At 47.3% G+C, this 17,924-nt stretch carries 17 protein-coding genes; 9 read left to right on the forward strand and 8 right to left on the reverse strand.

Annotated features, from left to right (window positions below; translation table 11 throughout):
* Nucleotides 1–70: 70 nt before the first annotated feature.
* The 3 genes from hydG to HFE01_RS07825 all read right to left on the reverse strand — a co-directional run bounded on the left by hydG (nt 71) and on the right by HFE01_RS07825 (nt 4,456).
* Nucleotides 71–1,483, reverse strand: a complete 1,413-nt coding sequence (hydG, locus tag HFE01_RS07815; protein ID WP_016822149.1) for a [FeFe] hydrogenase H-cluster radical SAM maturase HydG — start codon at nt 1,481–1,483, stop codon at nt 71–73.
* Nucleotides 1,484–1,532: 49 nt separating this feature from the next.
* Complete coding sequence (gene hydE / locus HFE01_RS07820; protein WP_258196268.1) at nt 1,533–2,585, reverse strand: [FeFe] hydrogenase H-cluster radical SAM maturase HydE; 1,053 nt, start codon at nt 2,583–2,585, stop codon at nt 1,533–1,535.
* 254 nt (nt 2,586–2,839) lie between these two features.
* Nucleotides 2,840–4,456 carry an alkaline phosphatase gene (locus HFE01_RS07825; RefSeq protein ID WP_107733450.1) on the reverse strand — a complete coding sequence of 539 codons (1,617 nt, stop codon included), beginning with the start codon at nt 4,454–4,456 and terminating at the stop codon, nt 2,840–2,842.
* Between the two features lie 240 nt (nt 4,457–4,696).
* Between HFE01_RS07825 and HFE01_RS07830 the strand changes: the two genes are divergently transcribed.
* A complete protein-coding gene (locus HFE01_RS07830) occupies nt 4,697–5,614 on the forward strand; it encodes a LysR family transcriptional regulator (protein ID WP_017427573.1) in 918 nt (305 codons plus the stop codon).
* A 336-nt stretch (nt 5,615–5,950) separates the two neighbouring features.
* On the opposite strand, the gene HFE01_RS07835 is transcribed toward HFE01_RS07830, so the two are convergent.
* The 5 genes from HFE01_RS07835 to HFE01_RS07855 form a co-directional block, all read right to left on the reverse strand.
* Nucleotides 5,951–6,091 (reverse strand): hypothetical protein, encoded by a 141-nt coding sequence (locus HFE01_RS07835; RefSeq protein ID WP_016822153.1) that lies wholly within the window; start codon nt 6,089–6,091, stop codon nt 5,951–5,953.
* A gap of 80 nt (nt 6,092–6,171) precedes the next feature.
* Nucleotides 6,172–6,969: a hypothetical protein gene (locus HFE01_RS07840; RefSeq protein ID WP_107733449.1), complete on the reverse strand. Its 798-nt coding sequence runs from the start codon at nt 6,967–6,969 to the stop codon at nt 6,172–6,174.
* A gap of 74 nt (nt 6,970–7,043) precedes the next feature.
* Nucleotides 7,044–7,463, reverse strand: coding sequence for a hypothetical protein (locus HFE01_RS07845; RefSeq protein ID WP_016822155.1), 420 nt, complete (start codon nt 7,461–7,463; stop codon nt 7,044–7,046).
* Nucleotides 7,464–7,698: 235 nt separating this feature from the next.
* Nucleotides 7,699–8,979: a helix-turn-helix domain-containing protein gene (locus HFE01_RS07850; RefSeq protein WP_107733448.1), complete on the reverse strand. Its 1,281-nt coding sequence runs from the start codon at nt 8,977–8,979 to the stop codon at nt 7,699–7,701.
* Nucleotides 8,980–9,000: 21 nt separating this feature from the next.
* Entirely contained in the window at nt 9,001–9,819 is an 819-nt protein-coding gene (locus HFE01_RS07855) for a carbon-nitrogen family hydrolase (RefSeq protein WP_016822157.1), read from the reverse strand.
* Nucleotides 9,820–9,995: 176 nt separating this feature from the next.
* Between HFE01_RS07855 and HFE01_RS07860 the strand changes: the two genes are divergently transcribed.
* The 8 genes from HFE01_RS07860 (at nt 9,996) to HFE01_RS07895 (ending at nt 17,924) form a co-directional block, all read left to right on the forward strand.
* A complete protein-coding gene (locus HFE01_RS07860) occupies nt 9,996–11,177 on the forward strand; it encodes a pyridoxal phosphate-dependent aminotransferase (protein ID WP_107733447.1) in 1,182 nt (393 codons plus the stop codon).
* Nucleotides 11,178–11,418: 241 nt separating this feature from the next.
* Entirely contained in the window at nt 11,419–12,624 is a 1,206-nt protein-coding gene (proB, locus tag HFE01_RS07865; protein WP_016822160.1) for a glutamate 5-kinase, read from the forward strand.
* Nucleotides 12,625–12,636: 12 nt separating this feature from the next.
* Complete coding sequence (locus HFE01_RS07870) at nt 12,637–13,929, forward strand: glutamate-5-semialdehyde dehydrogenase (RefSeq protein ID WP_107733446.1); 1,293 nt, start codon at nt 12,637–12,639, stop codon at nt 13,927–13,929.
* Between the two features lie 38 nt (nt 13,930–13,967).
* The gene (gene proC / locus HFE01_RS07875; protein ID WP_107733445.1) at nt 13,968–14,834 is read left to right on the forward strand and encodes a pyrroline-5-carboxylate reductase; all 867 of its coding nucleotides are present in this window, start codon (nt 13,968–13,970) and stop codon (nt 14,832–14,834) included.
* Nucleotides 14,831–16,042, forward strand: coding sequence for a 2,3-diketo-5-methylthiopentyl-1-phosphate enolase (locus HFE01_RS07880; protein ID WP_107733444.1), 1,212 nt, complete (start codon nt 14,831–14,833; stop codon nt 16,040–16,042). The genes proC and HFE01_RS07880 overlap by 4 nt, the downstream gene beginning before the upstream one ends.
* A complete protein-coding gene (locus tag HFE01_RS07885; protein ID WP_107733443.1) occupies nt 16,039–16,716 on the forward strand; it encodes a 2-hydroxy-3-keto-5-methylthiopentenyl-1-phosphate phosphatase in 678 nt (225 codons plus the stop codon). The genes HFE01_RS07880 and HFE01_RS07885 overlap by 4 nt, the downstream gene beginning before the upstream one ends.
* The gene (locus HFE01_RS07890; RefSeq protein ID WP_016822165.1) at nt 16,716–17,372 is read left to right on the forward strand and encodes a methylthioribulose 1-phosphate dehydratase; all 657 of its coding nucleotides are present in this window, start codon (nt 16,716–16,718) and stop codon (nt 17,370–17,372) included. The genes HFE01_RS07885 and HFE01_RS07890 overlap by 1 nt, the downstream gene beginning before the upstream one ends.
* Nucleotides 17,373–17,594: 222 nt before the next feature.
* A complete protein-coding gene (locus HFE01_RS07895; RefSeq protein WP_107733442.1) occupies nt 17,595–17,924 on the forward strand; it encodes a nuclear transport factor 2 family protein in 330 nt (109 codons plus the stop codon).

Below are 17,924 nucleotides of genomic sequence, written 5' to 3' on the forward strand. Positions count from 1 at the left end.
ACATACAAAAGCAGCCGCGCTGATTCCAACGCGACTGCTTTTTATTTTCAAATGCTATTATTATCAATTGCTAAAAATACAAATCGCGCTCGCCTGCTTCTAATCGTTCAAGTCTGTCAAGCGTCAAACGGCGCGTTGATTCACGTGGTATACGCTCCAGATTTTCACGCAGAGCAGCAGCTCCCAATTCACGTGCTTCCTCATCCCCATAATCCAGTAGATATTCTTGGAAGGTCAGCAGCGAATTTGGCTGGCACACATTGTGAATTTGTCCGGATTTGGCAAGTTCCATGAAGCGATCTCCGGTTCGTCCCTCACGGTAGCAAGCTGTACAGTAGCTTGGCATATATCCGCCACGGCACAAACTTTTAATAATTTCCGATGGAGAGCGATGGTCTCCCACCTCAAATTGAGGCTTATCTTCCGTCTCCTGTTTTGCATAGGCGCCTACGCCTGTAGCTGATCCAGCACTAATCTGTGACACGCCTAAACCAATGACACGGTCTCTATATTCCGGCTCCTCGCGCGTAGACAGGATCATCCCAGCATAAGGGACAGCCAGTCGAAGAACGGATACAATTTTCATAAAATCATCGTCGTTGACCAGGTACGGATATCGCTCCAGATCTACATTTTCAGCCGGACGCAATCGTGGAACCGAGACCGTGTGAGGCCCACAACCAAAGGTTTCTTCCAAGTGCTCTGCATGTTTCAGCATGGCTACTGTTTCATACCGGAAATCATACAAGCCATACAACACACCGATCCCCACATCATCTATACCCGCACGCATAGCCCGGTCCATTGCGGTGGTGTGCCAATCATAATCCCGTTTGGGTCCCTGCAGATGAAATTTGCGATAGCTCTCCCGATGATACGTTTCCTGAAATAAAATATACGTACCAATACCCACCTCTGCCAGCTTCCGATAGTCCTCCTCGGTTGTAGATGCAATATTCACATTAATCCGCCGAATGCTGCCGTTATCTACCTTGACCTCATAGATCTGGCGCAGACAATCGACGATATAATCAATGGGACAATGGACTGGGTCTTCCCCCGCTTCTAATACAAGTCGCTTGTGTCCCAGTTCTTGAAGCACTCTAACCTCCTCCACCAATTCCTCCGGGGTCAGGCGGCTACGCGCAAAGCTATCATTGGTATGCTTATACCCACAATATTCGCAGTTATTAACGCAGTGGTTGCTTACATATAAAGGAGCGAACAGCACAATCCGGTTGCCATAAATCTGCTCTTTGACGGCCCGCGAAGATTTGAACATCTCTTCCAATAATTCAGGATCATCTACATGCAAAAGAGCCGCCGCTTCACTTGCATTCAGCCCGCGGCAGGCTCTACCCTTTTCTAAAATTTCCAAAATGCGTTGTCGATTTGTTGCCTCTTGTTTCCCCTGCTCCACTGCGGCCATTATCTCTGCTTCATTAATAAAATCTGCCGACACTTTCTCCCGTACTCCACTCACGTATACCCATCTCCTTATTTATGGTTACTGCAATGTTTCCGTCACGTTCTCACACGGTCCCCTGTCTCATAAGCTGTCGTTGCACTCTCAAACTATCGCCGCGCCCCATATCGACTTCAAATCCCGCTCCACGGATTCGCAGCTCCAAGCAATGTCTACATTGGGCAGACTCATCGCCCAAACATATTTTATTCTCATAAATCGCATACTTAGGCCTCACCGCCAGTGGCGACAAATTAGGCATCACCACATTCGCTCCCGCCTGAAGCGCCTTCTCCCTTCCCTGGGGATGAATCGTCCCCATGGCCGTGGATGCCGGAATAAGCGCATCTGGAACGACCAACCGGGATAATGAAATGATATCAAGTGCCTTTTCCATGCTCCCCTGGCTGGCCTCACGAAGCGGCGTATTGCTATGTGGTAAAAAGGGGCCAATCCCGATCATATCTGGCGACAGGCTATGCAAATAGACCAAATCATCTGCTAATTCACTGTTCGTTTGTCCCGGCAATCCCACCATACATCCAGCCCCGATCTGAAAGCCGATCCGTTGCAAAGCCAGCAGCCGGCTACGCCTGCTTTCGATCGTCATCGTCGGATGCAGCTTGGCGTACAAACTGGGTGAAGCTGTCTCATGCCGGAGCAAAAAACGGTCCGCGCCCGCCTCGTATAGTTGCTCATAAGTTTCGTCATCCCGTTCACCGATGGACAATGTAACCGCCACATCTGCAAAACGGCTTTTAATTTCCCGAATTAGTTTCGTCAGCCGGGCAGCCGTAAACCAGTAATCTTCCCCACTTTGCAAAACAAAGGTCCGATAACCCAGTTCATACCCCTCCGCGCAGCAGGCCAGAATTTCTTCCGGCTGCAAACGGTAACGGTCTGCCTGTTTATTCGAAGCACGCAGCCCACAGTACATGCAATTCTGACGACATATACTTGAGAATTCAATTAATCCTCGTAAAAAAACACCTTTGCCATAACGCTCCAATTTGGTGCGAGCTGCCAGTTGGCGCAGTTGTGCTCGTAGCGTCGGCTCACTATCCAGACGTGTCAGCAGCTCCGTCATTTCCGTATGCGTCCATTCCTTGCCATCAGCCAGACGCAGTAATAATTCGTCCGTGACTCATCCCTTCTTCCCTCGTCCATCCGGACTATACATCATCAGTGGCTTATATCGTACATGTATTATTCTAGCAACATCAGAGAGAATATAACGTGACTAGTTTCACAAAAAATCCCATTTTCTGAAAACCAATTTCATTCTCACCTTAAAAACTACATATTCATCTCTACACACAAAAAAAGCTGTTCCTCCGTTATAGAAGAAACAGCTTCTCTCGATAGGTCTATTTATCACTGAATCAAATCAATCGCCTGCTGGGGTACAAAATAATCAACGCCGTTAAATACGACTACACCGTTGAGCGTAGAATTTTTACCATTCAGTGTAGCAATATTTTTGTATACTGGAAGCTCCAGCTTGTTACTGCCTTTGGTCACCGTAATGACTTTCGTGTCCGCAGTAAACTTGGCTCCTTTAGCTTCAAAAGCGGCTTTTGCAGGAACAAACAGTTGCTTGCTGACTGTATCCAAATCCAGTCCAAGTACACGTGTCATATACTTATTTACATCTGTATTGTCGATGACACCGGATGGACGGTCACCGTTCGGCGCGTACGTGTACAACACGACATCACCCCCTGTGTGTCCACCTGTAGTCCAGCCAATATTGGCGCGTTTGCTAATAATTGGTCCGACGGCATAGTTCATGCTGCCTTCTTTGGCATCTTTAATTGTTTTTACTTCTTCGTCTGACAAATCGGTGATGCCAAAATACGTGGAAAGCACCTCTTTAATATTGCTGCGATCTGCATTCAGCTTGGATTCCAAGCCTTCACCCGTCAGCTTCGCTTTTTTCAATGGGTCTATAAAAGAAGCTAAAGGCGTTTTGTCATAATTGCTAGTTGTATCACTGCTACCAATCGTCAATCCACCGTTTCCGTGGTCTGTCACTGCTACGACGACAGTATTTTGGTTTTGCTTGGCGTAATCAAGAGCAACCTTCACTGCATCGTCAAATGAAAGCACGTCACTAATAATTCCCGTTGGATCATTAGCATGTGCAGCCCAATCCACTTTACTGCCCTCTACCATTAAGAAAAAGCCTTTATCATTTTTGGATAACACATCAATGGCTTTCGTTGTCATTTCTGCCAAGCTAGGTTCCTTCGATGCATCGCGATCCAGGTCATATGCAAGAGCTTCAGGAGAAAAGCTGCCCCAGAGCTTGCTGGAGATCGAATTTTTCAGCCCTTCAGGTGTTGTGACAAAATCATAGCCCTGGTCTTTAATTTGAGCAATTAAATCTTGGCCGTCCTTACGCCCTGCTGGCTCCAAAAACTTGCCGCCTCCACCTAACACAACGTCAACTCCATTGTAGGCTTGTTGCATGCTGAGTGCATCATAATTTTTGCGGTCAGGATAATGTGCGGTAAAATCAGCTGGTGTCGCATGCATAATCTCCGAAGTAGCAATAATTCCGGTTGATTTCCCTGCTAGCTTGGAAGCCTCCAGAATGGAAGCTACAGGCTTTTTGGCGTCACCTGCTGCGATCGGTTGCTGTCCGGGCATCGTTGCTTCATCTGGAAGAACGCCTACATACCCAGTATGTGACTTATGTCCTGTGGCAAAAGCTGTACCCGCCGGAGCAGAATCGGCAATCGGTGCATCCGCAGAATGTGTACGCACCATCCCGCTTGCCATGCTGTCTAACGTTAAGGATGATCCCTTGTACCATCTAGCCAATGCAGTAGCGTCATTAGCCATGCCGTCTGGAATCAGAATAATTACATTTTTAATTGTCGTGTCCTTCTCGACTGCCATCGCTGTCCCGCCGCTTACGGTTAGCATCATCGTCGCTAGGAGTGCAGCTACCGATTTTTTCGTATGTATCCCCCAACATTTTAGCATTCATTTTCCTCCCAGACCTTTTTTTGTACAACCAGAACTAAGATTAATTATGTTTTATCAGGAGAATGTTAAGGGAATTAATTATCTATATTAAAAGACTCTATTTGTGAAAAAACGCTTCATCTTATATAAAACTTGTGACACATGAGATTCGTTAGGATTGGGCATTTAATTTTATTATTGTATAATCAGTCTATGATGTAATAGGAAAAGCTTATAAGATAAGGAGTATGAAATTCGATGGAATTCAGACAGCTTCAGTACACCCTGCAAATTGCAGCGGAAAAAAACTTCTCACGCGCAGCAGAAAAACTGCATATCGCTCAGCCTTCGTTGAGCCAGCAATTGTCCAAACTGGAAAAAGAGCTTGGTGTACTGTTATTTCAACGCAACACCAGCACGGTGGAACTAACACATGCCGGAGCAAGCTTTGTGGAAAAGGCAAAAAAAATAGTCGACGCGGTGGAACAGCTCCGACAGGAAATGGACGATATCTCTCAGTTGAGAAAAGGGAAGGTCGTCGTTGGCAGTATGCCTATCACGGGCTCCCATTTGCTGCCACATGTGCTGCCTGTATTCAAGAGGGCTCATCCAGACATTGAAATCGTGTTAGTCGAAGATTCATCCATGAATCTGGAGAAAAAAACGGCAAGTGGCGATACCGATCTCAGCCTGCTCTCTCTTCCTCTAGTAGAACCTACACTTTCTTATGTACCCATCGGTGAAGAGTGGATTGATCTCGCTGTTCCTCCAGGTCATCCCCTAGCCCTGCGTAAAAACGGTAATCAGCCGCAACCAGTGCACATGGAAGAACTTAAAGACGAGCCTTTTGTCGTCCTGAAAAAAGGGCAAGGCTTTCGCAAGCTGACGATGGATCTGTGTCATCAGGCAGGCTTTGAACCTAATGTGGTGTTTGAAAGCACCAATATGGAGACACTCCAATCGCTCGTAGCGACAGGTATGGGAGTGACGCTCGTTCCCCGTTTTATCGCCCGCGCCGCCAGCAGCGAGTTTGTTCCAGCATTGCTGCCACTAGCCGAACCTACCCCCAGCCGTACCCTGGCGATTGCTTACCGGAACGGACGTTATTTGTCTAAAGCTGCCGAAGCTTTTATTGATACCTTCCGAGAAACGGTCAAGCAACTTTCTCAAAAGTAGCATCGAACGTGAAAAGGACCGTCTTCCTCCCCAGCCCAAGCTAGAGAGGAAGACGGTCCTGGGGCTTCGCCCCTATACTTTCAATACGGCATTTAGATCACGGGTTCGATTACACTGTTGCGATTGCTTCCCTCTGTCTTCAACGAACCACATTTCATGTTCATTTGAAATCCATGTCAGCCTCGCCTGATTACTCTACACTTGCTCGGAAACTCCACTTTATCCATCCCGCATCACTTCTTTCCTTAAGGTCTCTAGTCTTGGTATCCAAGAATGTCCTACCTCAGTTCCAATGTGCTGTGTGATCCCAAAGTGCCTGTCCTCGCCTTGTTGTGATCAGGGTCTCCCTACATGGGGTGGACTTTTATCCTGATCATAGCCCATTTCAAAGTTGTTTCCGACAACCTGTCTATTTAAGCCTCTCGGCCGTGACAGGCCATCCCTATTCGCCAGTTCGGATCTACTTTGGTTATCCATCGTTATCAACCTCCTGGTGTCGGGATACTATTATAATACACCTATGGGCTGTATCTGAAACAGATTCAACGATTTTTTTATCAGGATGAACCAAATGCTTGCTGCACGTCGGCTTCACTCACTTGTGTTTTAATAACCAGTTTCGAAGGATCTTGAGGCGAATATATCACCTCTATAATACTTCCCTGCTGCAGTTTGGATAGTTGGGAAGAAAAAACTTCCTTTTGCGTGGTTACATTAAATGTCTCGCCGTTGCTTTTCGTTATTGTCAGTGTAAACTGAAGCTTGATTTTATTGGGCCCCGCTTCACCCATGGGTGTGACATCCATTATCTTTGCATAGGCCTGTTCACCGGTTTTGGCAATTTCCATCAGCTCAGGCGATACGCCCTGCTTGACCATTTGCTCATTCATTAACGCTTGCAAATCCATTTGCGACACCTGACCTTTCAGGTCAAGACCTACCTTCATTTTGTCTTTCTCAGATACGATCAACGGAATAATCGAGCCTGGCTGAAATTGAGCCATGGAGGTCAAAGGAATAATCGTCGTCAAAGCAGTATCATATTTGTCTTCACCCTGTTTGGTTACGGTCAACCCGAGCTTTACCTGCGGCTGATTGTTTACATATGTCCCTGTTTGTTGAACACTTGTAATGATTCCAACCCCCGGAACACCCTTCTTGACTTTACCGCCACCAAAAAACAAACCTAAAATACCCGGTAGAAATATAAGCGCAAAGCCTGTATAAATTAACGGCCGATACCACGGGGCTCCCATAATTAAAAATGGATCATCCCATAAATATTCAGCCAGAAAAGGCGAAAATCCTACCCCAAACACCAGAAGTACCCCGATCAAACTCAAAAATCCTTTCATTCTCCAAAACCCCTTTTTCAATCATTTATTTAAAAAAATGTGCTCGCAAGAATGGTGAAACGCCCGCCAATCATTTACGCTGTCACCAGCCCCATATAAATCAGCTCTGATGGATTTGCCGGATTGCTACCCAGACCCACCACATCTCCAGGTCGCGGAATTTGCAGCTTAGATACGAGCGTTTCCAGCGTTTTTTGGTATCGATTGCCGCTAACTTCCGTCACATCTAGTACAAGCACCACAATCGGATCAAAATTCACGAGCTTCCCGGTATCTGTTACCGAAATCACAACCGCAGTTGCTGCCATCGCCAAGCCTCCGTTAGCCGCCGTTTGAGCTTGTCTTGCCGAGTTTAAGCTCTGGTTGATCTGTTCCCGATGCTCTTTGGGGACCAGACCTTTCATAAATAATCCGGACAAGCCCTTATTCATCAGTTGATCTGCATGTTCTATCGCATCCTGCTGTTTTTTCTTCTTACCGAAAAAGTTCATCATGTGGTTGCACCTCATATTTTGTATTGTTGTACCTTATGAATTCAGTATAGAAGACGGTATCCAACACCACAATACGTTTTGACGCATACAAAAAAACCGAAAAAACAGCAGCTTTAAACTGTTTTTTGTCGGTTTAGTTTTGAGCTTTGGGGCGGTTTGCACAAAATTTTGCGCACTTCAGAGCATTCTTTTGCACGATCATCTGAATGTTTTGTGAAAAACGAGTGCATTCAGCCTATTTTTTACGCAAAAGATAGACCAGCTTACGATAATACGCTGATGATTCTTTATAGCGACGACTGTCCTCGGATACTACAGCCAGCGTTTCATATAGTTGCTCAAGCCGCGCTGGATGCTGGAGAGTTTCAAAATAAGGCAAACATTGCAGAGCATGCGTCCAAAAAGTATCCTGTTTTCCCTGGGCAAGCGCAAGCTGGCTTTCATAAAAATCAAGCCCCATTTGCTGATCCGTTGTCAGATTAGTTTTACGTAGCTGATCCAGATGCTGTGAGAGCAGTCCCCAGTTTTTTCGGGCAAATGCAATCTCACAACGGTATATCAGCGTAACGGGCAGCATCATTTGTTGCATTTCCTCTCTCTCCCGACTCACCAATGCTTCAAAACGCACTACTTCTTCCAAGGCCTTATCCAGCTCGCCAATCGATGTCAGCATAATAATCCGATTGTTCAGGATCGTCGTAAGCATATCTGCCGCATTTTCCAAATAGACCAAATTCGCCTCCGCCATAGACAACGTTAACAGTGCTTCCTGTACAGAACCCATAGCAAAGCAATATCCGCTATAAGTCACGTACAGGCCCGTCAGACGGTGAAAGAGCCGATCATCATATACCCTGCGCATTGTTTGCTCAAACACCTGTTTGGCCTGATCAAATTGCTTGACCTGAATGCAGGCCTCCATCATAATGTTTTGCGCATTCAGCCAGTTTTCGGTTCCCTCATCCACCAGGCGGATGAGCTGCGTAACGTTATTTAGTACATCATAATAATGATTTTTAGAGCGGAAATATTGAATTTTATAAAATAAAATTGCTTTTTTTAGTGGTGCGGGCAACTCCACCTCATCCGAGCGACCAAACCTCTCCAAATAAAAATTCAAATAGGTTTGATGCAAATATTCATAGGCTGTTGGGTCATTTAGCTGCTGGTAATAAACAGCCTTCATCAAATAAGTCGTCATTTCCACCACGAGCGAATCGTTGCGATCCTCCAACTGATCCACATAGCTTTCCGTAGCGGGATTAGCCAGCTTGGACAGCTCTGTGAAAATCGTATCCGCTGTAGCCAGCGTCTCCTCATCCTCTGCCGATGCACGTAATAGGTAGGAAGATTGTACACCTAGACGTTCAGCAATTTGCTCAGCTAAATCCTCAGCCAGCGGGTAACGGTCAGCCAATATATTCGCAAAATGTGCAGGTGTAACTAATCCATCTACTAACTCTTTACGGGATAGGTTTTTCTTTTTACACAAAAATTCAATGCGTTCCTTAAGCATGGATTATCCTTTCTATACTGACTATCGGTCATACAGCAGGGGACGCCGATCTTCAAACACTGGAATACGCCCACGCACGTCCTGAACCAAGGCAGACTCAATTGAGCCTGTGAGAATCTCCTCCTGCTCTCCGCCCTCGGCAATCATTTCTCCCCATGGATCTATGATAAGCGAATGCCCGAAGAAATCGGTATCTCCACTACGACCTACCCGGTTACAAGCAATGACATACATCTGATTTTCAATAGCCCGTGCGGTCAGCAGGGTACGCCAGTGGTGAAGCCGGGGATGAGGCCATTCTGCAGGTACGATCAGCAAATTTGCGCCAGACAGGGCCAGACTGCGAGCCAGCTCAGGAAAACGGATATCGTAACAAATTGACGCCCCAGCCTGTATTCCGCCATCCAGTGCGAATACAACTTTCTCCTCGCCAGGCTGTAAATATTTCTCTTCATCCATAAGTCGGAACAGATGAATTTTAGAATACGACGCTACCTCTTTGCCTGTACGGTCAAAAACGAGCATCGTATTGTATACATGACCGTCGCTTTTTTTCTCTGCGATCGACCCTGCTACTACATTCACTTGATAAGTGGCGGCAAATGCCGCTATCCATGCCCGAGTCTCCGTCCCCTCTTCGTCCGCCAGCTCATGAATGCGATCCAAGGCATAACCTGTATTCCACATTTCCGGTAGAACAATCAGATCTGGCTTTTGTTCGGCCTTTACCGCTTGTTCCATTAAAGAACGGATATGATTGTGGTTTTCGGGAGGATTTCCTATCTCTATATGAGCTTGTATAAGTGCCACACCGAATGGCTGAGCTTCCTGATACGTCAAAGTTCTTCATCCTCTCTATGAGCCGGAACTTCCCGTGTCCCATTGTCCGGTATTTTCTCCCATCATAGCCCGATTAGTCTGGATTACGCAACCATACAAGCTCAATTCCCCCTATACAACTCGGTAAAATCGTGATAGATTGTTTCTTAAACTATTCCAAAAGGTCGTGTACATTGATGACTCATTTTTCTATTCCCTCGGCTGACGTCATGAAACAGTTACCCACTCAATTTTTTGCCACACTTGTACAAAATGTAAACCGTGAAATTGCAGCAGGGCATGATGTCATTAATCTCGGACAGGGAAACCCGGACACTCCTACTCCATCTCATATTGTAAAAGCTTTACAGGAATCAGCGGATAACCCGCTGTATCATAAATATTCTCCTTTCCGCGGCTACAGCTTTCTCAAAGAAGCCATCGTCCAGCGCTATCAGGAGGATTACGGTGTAACGCTTGACCCGGAAAGCGAGGTCGCCATCCTGTTTGGCGGAAAAACAGGCTTGGTTCAGCTACCGCAAGTTTTGCTCAATCCCGGCGATGTGTGTCTCGTCCCTGATCCCGGCTACCCGGATTACTGGTCTGGCGTAGCCTTGGCTAAAGCGGAAATGTCATTTCTCCCCTTAAAGGAAGAGAACCATTTTCTGCCTGATTATGAAGCCATTTCCGAAGAAGATCGCCGCCGCGCCAAATTAATGTTCCTTAATTATCCGAATAATCCCACTGCGGCAACTGCCCCACTCTCCTTTTACGAGGATACGGTTGAATTTGCGCTACGTAACGGTATTGTGGTTGCCAGTGATTTTGCCTATGGCGCTATTGGATTCGATGGCAAGCGGCCTGTAAGCTTCCTACAGGCCGAGGGGGCTAAGGATGTGGGGATTGAGTTCTATACCTTGTCCAAAACATACAACATGGCCGGCTGGCGTGTTGGTTTCGCGTTCGGTAATGCCAAGATCATCTCGCTGATTAATTTGCTACAGGACCATATTTATGTAAGCCTGTTTGGAGGTATTCAGGCAGCAGCGGCGACAGCTCTGACGTCCTCACAGGAATGCGTAACCGAGCTGGTTGCTCGCTATGAATCACGCCGCAATGCTTTTTATGATGCCCTTGGTCAAATAGGCTGGAAGGGGACGCGTCCAAGCGGCTCCTTCTTCAGCTGGTTGCCTGTGCCGCAGGGCTATACTTCGGCTTCTTTTGCTGATCTGCTACTGCGTGAAGTCAAGGTAGCTGTCGCTCCAGGGATTGGGTTCGGTAGCGGCGGCGAAGGATATGTGCGAGCAGGGCTTCTGAGCTCAGAAGCTCGACTGGCCGAGGCGGCTGATCGAATTGGCAAGCTAAACCTGTTTGGTTAAGCCGTATTTTCCAGCTACAACTTCTTTGCCAAACCTAGTCTTTTCGTGGTATTCTGTATCCAATATCATTTAGCGCGTTGAAGGGACTATTAAGAGAGGCTCGGTCCTGTTCAGAGAGTAAATTCCGATAGGCTGCAAGAATTTACCTGGACTCTCTCCCAACTCCTATCCCCGAGCGCCCTGCGCAATCAGGCGGTCCCTGCCGTTAACAGGTTTTAAGTGGGATGATCATGAATCATCAATGAAGGTGGTACCGCGGAAGCACAAACTTTCGTCCTTTGCATACAAAGGATGGAAGTTTTTTTGCATTAAAAAGAGTAAAATTAAGGAAGTGGACGTCTTGTCAACACGTATCGTCATTAAAATCGGTAGTAGCTCCCTGACTGGAGTGGAAGGTGGCCTGAATCGGGAAGCCATCGCTTATTTTGCTAGGGAAATCAGCTTGCTTCGTGCAAAAGGCCATGAAGTGTTGCTGGTTACATCAGGTGCTGTAGCTGCCGGATTTCGGGAGATTGGGTATCCCTTTCGGCCCAAACTGCTGCATGAAAAGCAAGCAGCAGCTGCCGTCGGCCAAGCTCTTCTCATGCAAGCCTATGAGCAGGCTTTTAAAAATTTTGACCTCGTAATCGCGCAGGTTCTGCTGACCCGTAGTGACTTTCTGAGCCGCAAACGGATGAACAATGCCGGAATGACTGTAGAAGAATTGCTGCGCCAGCAGGTTATCCCGATTTTTAACGAAAATGACACCGTATCGATTGACGAATTGAAATTCGGCGATAATGATATGCTGTCTGCACTAGTTGCCAATCTGGTCAAAGCCCAGCATTTGATTATCATTACGGATACCGATGGCGTATATACGGCTGACCCGCGCAAGCATCCAAACGCTGTACGTTTTGAACGTATCGAGGAAATTACAGAGGAGATTTATGCATTAGCCGGAGGTTCTGGATCAGCAGTAGGAACTGGCGGCATGCGATCCAAAATCGAGGCTGCCAAAGTGGCTACACGCGGCGGTGTGCCTGTATATGTGGGACGGGTAAGCGAAAATGGTGATCTAGACGCAGCCGTCGAAGGACACGGACCAGGCACTTATTTTGATACTCACCTCTCCTCACTGCCGATGAAAAAACAATGGCTTGGATTTATGTCCACCCCTTTGGGCTCGGTGCATGTAGACCAAGGGGCCGAAGAAGCGTTAGTACACGGAGGACATAGTCTGCTTCCGGTTGGCGTACGACGTGTCGAAGGCAGCTTTCATGCTGGAGATGTCGTTGAGGTACTGGGACCGGAAAATAAGGTATTAGGACGCGGCATCGTCAATTATGATGATGAACAGCTTAAAATGGTACAAGGTTTACCTAGCGGTGAGGTTGTGGGCAAAATTGGTCCCATCCATCGGCTTGAGGTGATCCACAGGGATGAATGGATTACATTATGTATGTAGGGAGGCCATAATATGAGTGATTTAACGACAAACACAGCAATAACAGAGGATAACCAGTTCAGCGAAGTACGAACCAAAGCAAGTCTCGCGAAAAAAAGTGCCGGGGTTATGAACCGACTGACTACAGCACAAAAAAACGAAGCATTGCTTGCTATGGCTGAAGCTCTAGTAAACCATGCAGAAGAGCTGATTGCAGCGAATCATAATGACCTGAAACGTGGACGGGAACTGGGAACGTCCGAATCACTGCTCGACCGCCTCAAGCTGACCGAGGAGCGAATTGGAGCTATTGCTGAAGGATTGCGGCAAATTGCGGTGCTACCTGATCCGGTCGGCGACACGCTTGAGCAAATTGAACGTCCGAATGGTCTGCGGATTGAGAAAATACGTGTACCGCTGGGTGTCATCGGCATCATATATGAAGCGCGTCCAAATGTGACCGTGGATGCAGCGGGCCTGTGCTTGAAAACAGGCAATCCGGTTGTGCTGCGCGGGGGTTCGGCTGCTCTCTCCTCCAACCGCAAGATCATTGAAGTGCTACAGCAGGCGCTAGACGCAACAGCCGTGCCACGCGAGGCGCTTCAACTCATTGAAGATTCAGACCGTGCCTCCGTCAACGAAATGCTCACCTTGAACGGCTTGCTGGATGTGATTATTCCACGCGGCGGGCGTTCACTCATTCAAAATGTTGTGCAAAATGCTACCGTGCCTGTCATCGAAACCGGGGCTGGCGTATGCCATACGTTCTTGGACGCTACAGCGAATGTAGAAATGGCCGAAGCGATTACACTCAATGCGAAGGTACAAAGACCGTCCGTGTGCAACTCGATGGAAACACTGCTCGTACACTCGGATTATGCTCAAGCACATTTAACAGGATTGGCTGAACGTTTTCGTGATGCTGGGGTTGAGCTGCGCGGATGTGCACGGACACGAGAACTAGCTCCTTGGGCTGTCTCTGCGACGGAAGAGGATTATGGCACTGAGTACAATGATTACATTTTGAATGTAAAAGTCGTAAACAATTTGGACGAAGTACTGGAGCATATTGCCCGGTATGGCACGATGCATTCAGAGTGTATTGTTACTGAGAATAAAGCTCATGCTGAGCGTTTTCTGCAAGAAGTGGACGCGGCAGCCGTGTACCACAATGCATCCACCCGCTTCACGGATGGCTTCGAGTTTGGATTTGGTGCCGAGATCGGAATCAGCACACAAAAATTACATGCCCGCGGCCCTATGGGATTGCCTGCCTTGACTTCAACCAAATACCGCGTGTACGGTACTGGACAAATCAGGGAATAATATCATAAATCAATCCGTATCTTTGGAGGTATGAATCCATGTGTGAATCACAAACAAAGGTGTTAATTAACGAGCAAATTACGTTTTTCGGTGCAGGTTCAATGGCTGAGGCTATTATTCGTGGGATGACGAATCGTTCTGTCGTTAAACGTGGCGGTATTACCGTCATCAACCGCAGTAATCAGGCTCGTCTTGAAGAACTCCAACAGCAATACGGAGTATTGTTCCAAACTGAGGATGCAGCCAAAACGGAACTGCTGCGTCATTCTCCAGTGATCGTGCTTGCCATGAAGCCTAAAGATGCTGCCGGGGCACTTGGACAGCTCGGTCCCCTTCTGTCAGATGAACAGCTGATCATTTCGGTCATCGCCGGGTTGTCTATTCGTACCATGCAAACGTTGCTTGGTCGCAAACAGCCAATCGCACGGACGATGCCCAACACATCCAGTTCGATTGGACTGGGAGCCACAGGCATCAGTTTTTCCAAGGAGATCAGCGAAACTCAACGTAAAAACGTGCTTACGATGTTCGAATCCGTAGGTACAGTAACGGTTATAGAGGAAGAGAAAATGGATGTACTGACCGGCATTTCCGGAAGCGGTCCTGCCTATGTCTACTACTTAATGGAGGCCATGATTGCTGGGGGAATCCGCGGTGGCTTGACTCCTGAACAAGCGCATGAACTAACAGTGCAAACTGCGCTTGGCGCAGCACGCATGGTCCAGCAAACCGGAGAGGAGCCTTCTGCCCTTCGTCAAAAAATCATGTCTCCTAATGGCTCCACGGTAGCTGCATTGGAAACACTGGACAAAGGTGACTTCTACGAAACGGTGATTGCGGCGGTGCAGCGCTGCGCTGAACGATCCCGCGAGATGGGAGCTGTACTTAAGGAGGGAATTGAGTGAGCTATTGCCTGGCGACCTACCGAATATACGATGACAAAGCTGATTTTAAGCAAAAGGCCCAATCTATTGCCATCGGCATGACGGTGGGCAGCTGGACTGAGCTCCCGCAGGCCAAGCGGGATGCGATGCAAAAGCATCTCGGCTCTGTTCAATCTGTGGATATTCACGATGGAGGTCCCGGTGAGCGGTACGCCGACTTAACGATCGCTTACCCGGATGTCAATTTCAGCCGTGATATTCCCGCATTGTTGGTTACGGTCTTCGGCAAAATTTCGATGGACGGCCGAATTAAGCTGACGAAGCTGGGTTTCTCGGAAGCATTCCTCTCTGCTTTTTCAGGTCCGAAATTCGGTATCAGCGGCTTGCGTGAGCAGCTTGGCGTGTATGACCGGCCTCTGCTCATGAGCATTTTCAAATCCGTAATTGGGCTCAATTTGGACGAACTGCGTGAACAGTTTACCCGTCAGGCTCTCGGCGGCGTTGATCTGATCAAAGATGACGAGATCTTGTTTGAAAATGGGATGACGCCGATTGAAAAACGTGTCGAAGCCTGTATCCGGGCTGCCGAAGCGGCTGAACGTGAAACTGGTAAAAAGCTGCTGTATGCCGCTAATTTAACCGGTCCAACCTCGCAGCTCAAGACGCAAGCCCTCAAGGCTATTGACGCAGGCGCGAACGCGTTACTGTTTAACGTGCTGGCCTATGGTTATGATGTGCTGCATGAGCTTAGCAGCGATCCCGCCGTTTCGGTACCGATTGCAGCCCATCCTTCATTAGCAGGTGCTGCATACCCATCGCCTCATTATGGTATATCGGCGTCCGTCCTGCTTGGTCAGCTTATGCGGCTAGCTGGTGCTGATCTCGTTCTCTTCCCTTCCCCCTACGGCTCAGTGACAATGCCGCGTGAGGAGAACATGGCGATTCGCGACGAGCTGATCACCCCTGCTCTACCGCTGAAGACCAGCATGCCTGTCCCTTCCGCAGGGATACACCCAGGTCTGGTGCCACTCATTGTACGCGACTTTGGTACTGATGTGGTGGTTAACGCCGGGGGCGGTATTCACGGACATCCACTGGGTACGGAAGCTGGTGGGCGCGCTTTTGTGCAGGCGATTGAGGCGGTGCAGCAGAATGTCCCGCTGGCCCAATACGCCCGCACTCATCCTGAGTTGCAATCTGCGCTCGACACGTGGGGAGGCGAACGATGAGCACAGCCAAGAAGCCTGTCATTTTTTGTGATTTTGACGGGACCATTACGAACAGTGATAATATTGTCGCTATTATGAAGCATTTTAAGCCTGTGGGCTATGAGCCCATCATGCATCAAATCGTGAACAGGCATATGTCCATTCGTGAAGGCGTAGGTGCGATGTTCGCCTTGATGCCTTCGAAGCTTAAGGAAGACGTTATCTCATATGTACTTGGACAAGCGGGTATACGTCAGGGCTTTGCACGCTTTTTGGACTTTGCACGAGAGCAGCAGATTGAATTTTTCGTTACTAGCGGCGGCATTGATTTTTTTATTGATCCATTGCTAGAACCGTTCGGCATCCCCCAGGATCACATTTTTTGCAACGGAGCGGATTTTTCCGGGGCTCACATCCAGATCACGTGGCCGCATCGGTGTGAGGAGCCGTGTAAGAATGACTGTGGCATGTGCAAAACGACCGTCATTCGTCAATACCCTCCCGAGCAATACGAACGGATTTTGATTGGCGACAGCCTGACAGATTTTGAAGGAGCTAAAATTGCCGACCTTGTGTACTCCCGCTCACATCTGACATTAAAGTGTCAAGAGCTTGGCGTACCGCATGTACCCTTTGAGACATTTGACGATATTATCGAGGATTTAAAGCAAAAACAGGAGCAGGGGGTACTGTAATGAGTTTTAACTTGGCAGACATTTCGTTTGAGGAAAAACGCCGTTCACTGGAAGAACTCGCTGATGTCAAGGAGCTATTCGCCTCTCGCAACTGGTTCCCAGGTACAAGCGGTAATCTGTCGATCCGAATTGGTAATTTTCACCCAGAACAATTTTATTTTGCAGTCACCGCTAGCGGCAAGGATAAGACCAAACGTACTCCTGAGGATTTTCTGTTCGTAGACCAATACGGAAAAGCGGCAGAAGCCACAAACCTCAAGCCAAGTGCAGAGACGCTCATCCATTGCGAAATTTACCGCCTGACAGGCTGTGGAGCAGTTTTTCATGTGCATACCGTATTTAACAACCTGATTTCCGAATATTACGGCGAACAGGGCTTTGTACCTGTGCAAGGCATCGAGCTCATTAAGGCTTTTAACATTTGGGAGGAAAATGCCGCCATTCAGATTCCCGTACTGCCAAATTATGCTGACATCGCCTCAATTGCCAAGCTAGTACCAGACGTGCTGAATGATCAGGTTCCAGGCATTTTATTGCGTAATCATGGCATTTATGCATGGGGTCGTGATGTGTTTGAAGCTAAAAAGCATCTGGAGGCGTTTGAATTTCTGTTTGAAACGACCTATCGCTCCTTGCTACTGAAAACTTCAAAATGAATAAATTATATATATTAAAGATGCGTATCATTGAATGGTAAAAGTGGTCATTGAATGAATATTGAGAACGGTACCTAGCGAAAGCACGGAACGTTCTTTTTTATTTAAAAAAAGCAACCTATCCTACTGGCGACATAAAAACCTAATCTGTTCTTCTCAAATGGAGTTTTTTAATCCGATGAAGGTATCAACTGCAAATTAAAAGGCAACTGGGGTGATAAGTTGAGTAAAGAATTAAAAGATATAATATTAAGTTTAGAAAAGCAGTTAATGCATGCTCGAAGAGAGGATTTTGAAAAACTATTAGCTCATGACTATATTGAGTATGGTTCGTCGGGTAGAAAGTACGACAAGTCAATGCAATTAACCTTTTTAAAGAGTAGGTCTCCATTGAACCATATACCATTTATAATTACTGACTTTAACATAAGGTTGTTATCTTCAGAAATTATACATGCAACATACTGTACTGAGTCGAATGATACCGGAATTAAATCATTAAGAAGTTCAATTTGGAAATTAAATGAAGGGCGATGGCAAATTTCAATATAG

The sequence above is a fragment of the Paenibacillus sp. EKM10P genome, assembly GCF_011800655.1.
In the GTDB taxonomy this organism is placed as follows: Bacteria; Bacillota; Bacilli; order Paenibacillales; family Paenibacillaceae; genus Paenibacillus; species Paenibacillus polymyxa.